The organism is Aquabacterium sp. (assembly GCF_050725395.1).
Taxonomy (GTDB): Bacteria; Pseudomonadota; Gammaproteobacteria; order Burkholderiales; family Burkholderiaceae_C; genus Aquabacterium.
In genome coordinates this window covers 213,969-223,116 of sequence record NZ_JBOHHL010000004.1, presented here as the reverse complement: position 1 = coordinate 223,116, position 9,148 = coordinate 213,969, and the positions used below count along the sequence as shown (strand labels likewise).

Genomic DNA, 9,148 nt, shown 5'->3' with positions numbered 1-9,148 from the left:
GCCTTGGGCTATGCGATCTGGTTCTTGCTCCCAATCAAGGGAAAGAACACATATGCGGTCCATGGATAAATATGTGTAGAACAGGGCACTCGCATGATTTTCAATAACAAGAACGAACCAGTAGTTGACGGATTCACACTCAAGCAATGGGTAGACATGGTGGACACCCGCGAAGCAAGTGAAGCACACAAGTCGCTCGACTACTTCGATGGTCAGCAAGAACAGCACGTCCAGCGCATCCTCAATGATCCGCACCGTGGTCGTGCCAATTGGGCGGACAAGGGCATACACCCGATCACCCGCAACGTCACAAAGATGGTCGTTGAAAAAAGCGGGATGATCTTCAAGGATCGTCCACCAGTGCTTGAGGTCTATCCCCAGAACTCAACGGCAATTGACCAAGCGAAGACCATGCTCCTAAGCGAGCTGCTGGCACGCACAGAGTTCACCGAGTTCTGCGTGAACCTTGACCATGTCGTCAGGCTTCTCAAGACTGCCGTGGTCCTTACGCAATGGGATGCCGATCAAAAGCAATTCACCTTTGACCTACTGCATCGCGGCAACTGTGAAGTTGTCATCAGCCCATCTACACGAAAGATGATTGCGTTGATCCATCGCACATCAACTGGCGGCGGTGTTGACAACTATCAACTCTGGACGCTTGCCGAAGTTCTTGAGATTGAACATCACGACAACGGCAGTTTGACGATTGCCAGTCGAGAAGCAAACACGTTCAAGGCCATACCCGCCACTGTCTTCTACGACACCAACATTCCTCGTACAGGCTTCTGGGTTGAGCAAGACAAGAGCCTTGTTCGATTGAACGAAGAGATCAACCTTCACTACACAGACAGCGCTTTCGCCTTGATGTGGCAGAAGATGCAAACCCCTGTCACAAACTTGCATCCAGCAGGATCGACGGATAACAGAGCGCTGGGCCCTATTGCGCGAGGGCTGGACGCGCTAGGCCTCTCGTCTGCAGCCTCGCAAGCTAGAACGCTGCTGGCGGGCCCTGGTGACGTTGTGGTGCTCGACTCGCAGGGTGTCGATAACCCGTTCTTCGATTGGAAAGGACCAAAGGCCGATCTTGTTGGCCTTGAGAACGTGGTCAACCAATGGATCAAGAACTATGCCTCTGACTGGTCTGTTCGTACAAAGGTCGATGGAGAAGGGTCAGCAAACAGTGGCTTCCAACTAATCGTTGAAGAACTTCCAAACTTAGACTTGCGTGCAACACGCCAGCGGATGTTTGAACAAAGCTTCAAGCGACTGTACAAAGTCGTGGCTCGCGTTTACAACACCGCACTATCGGCACCAGTGTTCAGCGAAGACGCGGAACTGTTTGCACAGTTCCACAAGCCAAAGCTTCCTGTCGATCAGAACCAACAGGAGATCATGTGGACTCAACGCATCAATGATGGCCGAGCGACAGTCATCGACTACCTCATCCAAGAACAAGGGATGACCAAGGACGAAGCGGATGCAAAGTATCTGGAGATCATTGCCTTCAACAAGCGCAAAGACGAGCTGATGAAGCCTGCCGAATCCGAGCCACCAGCAGAAGCCACAACAGATACACAGGCAAGCAACCTGCAAGCTCCAGAAGTGACCGATCCGAAGATCGTCCAGTAAGAAATCAGAAACAACAGAGGGCTACCAAGCGGTGGCCCTTTTTCATTTGAGCGCCAACTTAATAAATACCTCCGACACACACAAAGCCTGGATGGGCAAGGAGTCTTATGTCGGATGACAAGTTGAATAGTTCGGATGAACAAAAGCAAGAGATCACGGAAGCAAGTGCTAATGAGGCATCTAGCGAGACATCAAACGATGTGCAACGCCTTGAAGCGGAACTAGCAAAGCTGACAGATAACTTGGACAAAGCTCGCAAAGGCGAGAAGTTCCACAAGCAATCAAAGGAAGAACTTGTTAAGCGAGTTCAAGAACTTGAAGCAGCCGGTGACTTCAAAACCAAGTACGAGGAGTTGGTTAACAAGCAGAACGGCAACGCAATCAAAGCAGAGGTCACTCGTCTACTTTCTGATCCAGAAAGCTTGATGAAAGCCAAAGACTTGAACGCAGTACTGGCGCTAGTCAATCAAGCAGAGATCAAAGTGACTGATGGTGTGGTGGATGCCGAAAGCGCCAAGGCTGCATTGATCAAAGCAAAAGAGAAGTTCGGCGGACTGTTCGAGGTTATCGACACTCCAACACCAGCAAGGGGTGCTGAGAAGCAACCCACTGGTGGCTACGAAAAAGAACTAAGTGCTTGCAAATCGGAAAGCGAGATCCTCGCAGTTTTGCTAAAGCACGGAAAGCTAAAACAATAAAAATAGGTAATTCCAATGGCAGATTTTTTCACCAACCTTACGGGTAATGCGCAATTAGACAACAGCATCTTGCAGGCATATGCCCAAGGCTTCATGGTCGCAAACGGACAGGCTCAAATCCTTGAGCCACTTGTCACAATCAAACGTGACATCTCGGCGGTATCAATCCGCTTCACTAAGTACGGCCGCTTGGCTCTGGCAACTACGCCATTGAGCGAGCGCGAGGATGTTGTGCTGCAAAGCATGGCTGACAGCGAGATCCTTTTGACCCCAACCACGTACGGTACTGCGGTCGCAACAACTGAACTGTCTTCGCTGACATCAGGTGGCACGGTTGATCTGGCTAAGGCAACTTTGGTTGGCCTGAACGCTGGTTCAACCCAGGACGCATTGATCGTCTCGGCCTTGGAAGCTTCGGCTAACAAGGAATTCAACGTGACTATGAGCGGGGCTCAACTTGATGGTCAGTACACAAAACTGGCTTCGAGTAGCGTCCAGATGATCAACGGCCTGTACGTTGCCGTTATGCCCGAAGCCCTGATCGCAATCTTGCGCGCAGAGTCAGGCTGGATTGATGTTGCCAAGTACGCAAATGCTGAAGACGTTCTGAAGAACGAAGTCGGTATGTACAAGGGCCACCGTATCGTCCGTCATCAAGGCATCAGCACTGGTGTCTGCGTTAGCTTGGGCGCAAACGCGCTTGGCAAGGCAGTGTCACAAGACCTGACCTTTGTTGCTGCGCCACCTACTGATGCTCTGCAACGCTTCTTCCGCCTCGGCTGGAAGGGTGTCTTCAAGTACCAGATCGTTGACACCGATGCTGTTCAGATCCTGACTGCTGCTGCTTCCTGATCCACAGCCTTGTGAACTGAAAGGCCCACTTCGGTGGGCCTTTTTATTTCTTAAATAGAAATACAAGGGAGACAACAAGCATGCGAATCATGTACCAGTTTATGTGCAGTCAATGCCAGGAAAGAAAGGAAGTCCTTCAGAAGCGAGACGACCCTGCACCCAAGTGCAATCACGGCCACGACATGCAAAAGGAGTTCACCACTCCTGCATTCACGTTCACCAATGGCAAGGGCACAAGCGGAGGCCATACATGGCGCATCGCTGGCAGGAAGAAATGAGCCATCACCTTCAGATAAATACTTCAAAGACTGAGGTGTGTGATGCTGATCATTGAAACTGGACAAATCGTTGATGGAGCCAATAGCTACGTTGATGTCGCGTATGCGGACGAATACGAAGCCCTCGTGGTCAACACCACCTGGGCAGGCTTGGATGACGACGCCAAGGAACGCGCATTGAAGCAATCAACTCGCGCACTCCATCAACGCTATGGTGAGAAATTCTGTAGTGCCCTGATGACCGATGACCAACCCCTTCTTTTCCCCAGAATTGCGTTTGTGGACCGCACTGGTCGCATGCATGACAACAACACCATCCCTCAATGTCTGAAGGAAGCACAAGTTGAACTGGCTTTCTTGTTTGCAAGTCAGGAAGAAGTCTTTCTTGAAGATCAAACAAACCAAATCAAAAGCACGCAAGTTGTATTGGGCCCACTGAGCACCACAACCACATATAGCACTGCATTGGTATCGAAGGAAGAGACTTTCACCAAAGCTGAATTGCTTCTGAAGCCAATCTTGAAAGGTCCGATCTCCAGCTGGAGACTTCGAACATGAGCGACCGCACCTTGGTCTTGCAGTTCGCAAGTCTCATCAGACAGAACGGCATTGTCTACACGATCACTCGCCTGGGGAGCACCATTGGCTCTTGCTACATGGCAACCACAGAGATCATCGAAACCAACAGCAGTGATACCAATGGTTCATCAACTTCTGACACAGAAAGCCGAGAGCTTTTCGTTCCAGCAAACATGACCTTCAGACCCCACCTGGGTGATGACATCACATCCCCGGACGGTTCCTGGCACATCGTTGAAGTGGAGACCTACAAGCCTGCTAAGACCGTGTTTGCTTACCGCATCAAGGTGGTGTGATGGACGGCAAACAGATCATCGACTACCTAAACAGCCTTGTCGTTGATCTTGACAAGCTGCCCCAGGCATTCGGTGACGAATTCCTGAAAGCAGTAAAGCAGAAGACACCGGTTGAGAGCGGAACGCTTCAACAGGGCTGGAACCTTGATGTTGAAGGCCCGGTCATCGAGGTTAGCAACGAAGTTCCATACGCGCACTTCGTTGAAGACGGTACGGAAAAGATGGCGCCCGTTGGCATGCTGAAGGCAACCATCTTGGAAGCACCTCAGATATTAGACCGTGCATGGAAAAAGGTGCGCAAGTGAAGTTCGGCCCCATTCAAAGACTACTAGATCAGCATCTTCAATCGATAGCTGATCTTCCAACTCTTCAAACAGAGAACACAAAGATCAACCCAACGAATGGCGTTGCCTGGTGCAGATCAACGCTGATCCCTTCGGAAAGCCTAAATGTAGGTCTAGGCCCAAACGGACTCATTCAACAACAGGGTCTGTTCCAGATCGACTTGTTCTATCCAAAGGACTACGGAATCGACGCATCGGCGGACATGGCAGACAAGGTCATGGCAGCGTTCATTCGCGGAACCGAACTGATCGACTCCGACGGCTTGGTCGTCCAAGTAATCAACAGTTGGCGTTCCACCGCCACGGTGTCTGGCACCACGCGAAAGGTTCCAGTGTTCGTGGCCTGGCGCTGCTTCGTCAAGTGACTAAATAAGGCAGAAGAGCAAAACAAAAACAAGAGGAGCTCAAGAAATGACTATAGCAACAGGCGTAAGCACGAAAGTGGGCTTCTCAGTTGAAGACTTATATGGCGTCGTCAACACCGATGTGGAGCTGCAAGAAGTAACCTTCACCGAGTTCGATCTCGATTTGACTCGTGACGAACTAGCGGACTCCGCCATCCGCGAAGATCGCATGGAACGTTACAGCTTGTCAGGCAACCGATCAATTGCTGGCTCAATCACCATGCAGTTGTCGCACGCACTGGCGATTCCATTCTTCGAATCAGCACTGCAAAGCGTATCGGTCTCAAAGGTGTTGAAGACTGGTGTGACCCGCAAGAGTTTCACCATTGAAGAACAAACAACCAGCCTGGGTCAGTTCCGTGTCTTCACGGGTGTGGTGGTTGATAAGTTCACAATTTCCGTTGCACAAAACGGCATCGTGACAGTCAAGTTCGATCTGATTGGTAAAGCAGTCACCGACTACACCAACACTTCGATTGCTGCCGATCCCTACACGCCAGAAGCATTGGTGACCCCGTACCAAGGACAAAACGTTGGTGGGTTCATGAAGGAAGGCGGCACAACCGTTGGCTTCATCACAGCTTTCTCGCTTGATGGTAGCAATGGTCACACCAAGAACTATGCAATTGGTGCAGACACCGTTCGTGACTTGACCACATCCAACTTGGATGCAAGCGGCTCAATCACTGTGTTCTTTGAAGACGTGCTCATGTATAACAAGTTCATCAATGGAACGATCTCTTCCATTGCCGTGCAGTTGAAGCAAGGCGCGAACACCACCCAATTTAACTGCCCTGCAATCAAGTACACGGGTGCAAAGAAGACCATTAGCGGCTCTGGTGCAATAACGATGACTATGCCCTTCAAGGCATTGTTTGATGCGACTGCTGGTTCACATATCGTGATCACGGAGTCCTAAGATGTCAAAGCCATCAATCCGCGCCAAGATTGCAAAGCTTGAACTCATACACCCAACCGAAGGGGCATGTGGCTGGGTTCTTGATGTGGTTGGTTTTGACAGCCCACGAGTTCGCTCGAAGATCAAAGAAGTCGCAGCAAGCGCAGCAGCAAAGCCTCATGCCGACGGCATCACCGTTGAGAAGATGAACGCGGATCAACGCAGCAATGCAGAGATCACAGCATCCGCAGTGGTCGGATGGAACCAGGCGTTCGCGGATGCAGACGAAAGCATCGGACCATACACGCACGAGACTGCGCTTGCCATCTTGGCAGCGGAAGACATTGGATGGGTTCTCGATCAGGTCCAAGCCTTCATGAGCAAGCGCGCCAACTTTTTTCGAAGCGACGACTGAGCACTGCCGCGAGTTCGTTCGACATCACTTTCGAATGACCTTTGTTGGTGAAGACGGGGAGTCACAGAAGCAACGGGACGCGAAAGCTTCTGCACACGCCGACAACCCGAACTTCACCCAGTCAATGCGCAATGCATTGATGTTGAGTTTGGAGGCTAACAAGCCACCAGCGATAAATACCTATGAACACTGGTTGATAAGTTGCTTCTGGGAAATATCCACAGGTCGAAGTTACGGTTCTCAAGGACCGATGGGTTTGACCTTCATGGACATAGCAGCATTTTGCGATGTCGTTGGTGAAGACCTCGACCCCATAGAAGCCCAATGCATCAAATCGATTGACCAAGCCTATCTGGAAGCCGTGTTCGAAGAACAGAACAAAGCACGACGTTAAGAGGCAGAAAGGATGGATTTCGAAGCACTAAAGGCAAGGGTTGATTTCTCCGAAGTAGACAAAGCAAAGGACTCGTTCAAAGGGCTTGCTGATGAGATCCCAGGCGCGGGCTCTGCCCTTGAATCGTTTGAATCGATTGTTAAAGCACTTGAGAATCCACTTCTCGCAGTAGCTACCGCTCTAGCGATTGCCACCACTGGTGCCGTCACGCTGGGCTTCAAAGCCATCGAAGCAGCGGACAACATGAACGACATGGCGGAACGAACAGGCAAGTCGGTTGAATACCTGCAAGCACTTGGCGACGTGGCCAGCAAGTCAGGTTCTGACCTTGATGCGCTCATTGATGCGCTTGATGGTGTTCGTAAGAAATCCCTTGCTGGTGACGCAGACGGCAAGAAGGTCGCAGAGGCGTACCAGTACCTGGGTGTTAGTGCTCGTGATGCATCAGGACACCTTAAGGACGCCGCGACACTGGCCGAGGAAGGTGCGAATGCGCTTGATCGCATGGGTCACTCCGCAGATGCCACGGCTGCATTCCAAACAGCGTTTGGTGCGGGTGCTCTCAAACTCACACCAACACTGAAGAACCTCAACGCGGAGATTGACAAGCAGTACGACTTCTTGTCATCCGTTGGTGCGTTGATGGACAGCAACCTCACCAAAGCTGCGGACGAATACAACGACACGCTGGCTGACCTTGGTTCTGTCTTCAAGGGACTTGGTAACGACATCGCAAGAATCATGTTGCCGATGCTCACCGGCATGGCTGAAGCCATGGTGAACAGCGCGAAGAACTCAGGCTTCCTAAGCACTGCCTTTGATGTTCTCAAAGGCACGGTCTTTGTTGTCGTTGGTGCGTTGAAGGGAATGTTGACAGCGCTTGTTGCGCTTGACAACGGCTTCGCAAACGTCGTGCAGTCAATTGCACTGGGTGGCAAAGTCATCTGGGCTGCGCTCACTGGCAATTGGGACGAGATCCCGAAGCTTTGGGATTCATACAAGACCCGCATTGTCCAAACCAACGTTGATGCAGCCAACACCATCAATAAGATTTGGAGCACCGTTGATGCCAACCCGCAATCAAAGGAAGACTTCAAGAAGGGCAAGACCGGCGAAGACAGTAACAAGCCATTCAAAGTCCCAGAAAAAGCAAAGGATGAACGGCCAGCCAAGGAGTTTGACTTTGCCGCTGCATTGTCAAAAGAGAATCAGGAAGTCATCAAGCTCACGGCCCAATATAAGGCGCTGTTCGGAGTGCATGAAGCCACCCACACGCAGATGCTCCAAGCCAAGATCGATGCTGGTGAATACGGAGCAAAGAAGGACGCTTCTGGAAAGATCACAGTCAAGGCCGCAACCGACGAACAACTTGCCATCCTTCTGACGAAGGCGGCACGTCAAGATGCAATCGAAGTTGATATCCGTGCGACCAAGGTGCAGAACGACCTTTGGAAGGAAGCTGAAAAGAGCATCAAGTCTGAGCAAGACAGGGTAACCGCGCTTCGTGAGTCGAACGCAACATCGAACATCGGACGTGACATTCTTGCTCAATACGGCAAGACGCAAGATGACGTAAACATCGCCATCACCGACTACAACATTGCTCAGACCCAAACCGCTCTGGCAATTGCCAATGCCAGTGGTGCGACCGAACAAGAGGTCGCAGTCCTCAAGGAAAAGCTGAACGCGCTCAATGACCTAAAGGGTGTTCAGCAAGACCAGAAGGACAACAACAAAGGGTTCGAAGACTCACAGAAGACGTTCTCGTCTGGTTGGACAAAGGCCTTCAATGACTACCGCAAGCAGGCGGAAGACAACTCAAAGATGGCTGGTGACATGTTCAACAGCGTCACGGGAAAGATGGGCGATGCGCTTGGCAACTTTGTCACCACGGGGAAGCTGAACTTCAAGAGTCTTGCAGCCAGCATCCTTGCCGACCTCGCAAAGATTGCCATGCAGAAAGCGATTGTCAACATCGCAAGCTCAATGTTTGCTGACGGCGGTGCATTCAGCGGTGGTGTCCAGTTCTTCGCAACAGGCGATGTGTTCGATTCCCCAACCGCATTCGGTATGTCAGGTGGGAAAACGGGTGTCATGGGCGAAGCTGGTCCCGAAGCAATCATGCCGTTGACACGTGGTCAAGACGGAAAGTTGGGCGTCGTGGCAAGCGGAGCTGGCGGTGGTTCAACCACAAACCAGTATTCCGTCTCGATAAATATCCAGAGCGTAGATAGCCCCGAACGTGTTCAGGAACTTCAACGCGCAATGGAAAGCTCAATGATCGCGGTGGCTAAGAAAACGATGGCCGATCAACTTCGAACAGGGGGCATGTTGAATCGAGCCAGATAAGGGAGCCAC

11 protein-coding genes are annotated in these 9,148 nt (G+C 51.2%); all 11 read left to right on the top strand.

Annotated features, from left to right (window positions below; genetic code table 11):
* The first annotated feature begins 93 nt into the window (after positions 1–93).
* The 11 genes from ACREB4_RS04720 (at position 94) to ACREB4_RS04670 (ending at position 9,139) form a co-directional block, all read left to right on the top strand.
* Positions 94–1,632, top strand: coding sequence for a hypothetical protein (locus ACREB4_RS04720; protein ID WP_431587039.1), 1,539 nt, complete (start codon positions 94–96; stop codon positions 1,630–1,632).
* Between the two features lie 107 nt (positions 1,633–1,739).
* Positions 1,740–2,330 (top strand): hypothetical protein, encoded by a 591-nt coding sequence (locus ACREB4_RS04715; protein ID WP_431587038.1) that lies wholly within the window; start codon positions 1,740–1,742, stop codon positions 2,328–2,330.
* Positions 2,331–2,345: 15 nt separating this feature from the next.
* A complete protein-coding gene (locus ACREB4_RS04710; protein WP_431587037.1) occupies positions 2,346–3,182 on the top strand; it encodes a hypothetical protein in 837 nt (278 codons plus the stop codon).
* Positions 3,183–3,502: 320 nt separating this feature from the next.
* On the top strand, positions 3,503–4,018 hold the full coding sequence (locus tag ACREB4_RS04705; RefSeq protein WP_431587036.1) for a DnaT-like ssDNA-binding protein: 516 nt from the start codon (positions 3,503–3,505) through the stop codon (positions 4,016–4,018).
* Positions 4,015–4,335: a hypothetical protein gene (locus tag ACREB4_RS04700; protein WP_431587035.1), complete on the top strand. Its 321-nt coding sequence runs from the start codon at positions 4,015–4,017 to the stop codon at positions 4,333–4,335. The genes ACREB4_RS04705 and ACREB4_RS04700 overlap by 4 nt, the downstream gene beginning before the upstream one ends.
* Positions 4,335–4,640 carry an HK97 gp10 family phage protein gene (locus tag ACREB4_RS04695; RefSeq protein WP_431587034.1) on the top strand — a complete coding sequence of 102 codons (306 nt, stop codon included), beginning with the start codon at positions 4,335–4,337 and terminating at the stop codon, positions 4,638–4,640. Before ACREB4_RS04700 ends, ACREB4_RS04695 begins: the two co-directional genes overlap by 1 nt.
* Entirely contained in the window at positions 4,619–5,044 is a 426-nt protein-coding gene (locus ACREB4_RS04690; protein WP_431587033.1) for a phage tail terminator-like protein, read from the top strand. Before ACREB4_RS04695 ends, ACREB4_RS04690 begins: the two co-directional genes overlap by 22 nt.
* Positions 5,045–5,090: 46 nt before the next feature.
* The gene (locus tag ACREB4_RS04685; protein ID WP_431587032.1) at positions 5,091–6,002 is read left to right on the top strand and encodes a phage tail tube protein; all 912 of its coding nucleotides are present in this window, start codon (positions 5,091–5,093) and stop codon (positions 6,000–6,002) included.
* 1 nt (position 6,003) lies between these two features.
* Positions 6,004–6,396: a hypothetical protein gene (locus tag ACREB4_RS04680; RefSeq protein WP_431587031.1), complete on the top strand. Its 393-nt coding sequence runs from the start codon at positions 6,004–6,006 to the stop codon at positions 6,394–6,396.
* A 34-nt stretch (positions 6,397–6,430) separates the two neighbouring features.
* On the top strand, positions 6,431–6,790 hold the full coding sequence (locus ACREB4_RS04675) for a phage tail assembly chaperone (protein WP_431587030.1): 360 nt from the start codon (positions 6,431–6,433) through the stop codon (positions 6,788–6,790).
* A 12-nt stretch (positions 6,791–6,802) separates the two neighbouring features.
* The gene (locus ACREB4_RS04670) at positions 6,803–9,139 is read left to right on the top strand and encodes a phage tail tape measure C-terminal domain-containing protein (protein ID WP_431587029.1); all 2,337 of its coding nucleotides are present in this window, start codon (positions 6,803–6,805) and stop codon (positions 9,137–9,139) included.
* The last annotated feature ends 9 nt before the right edge of the window (positions 9,140–9,148 follow it).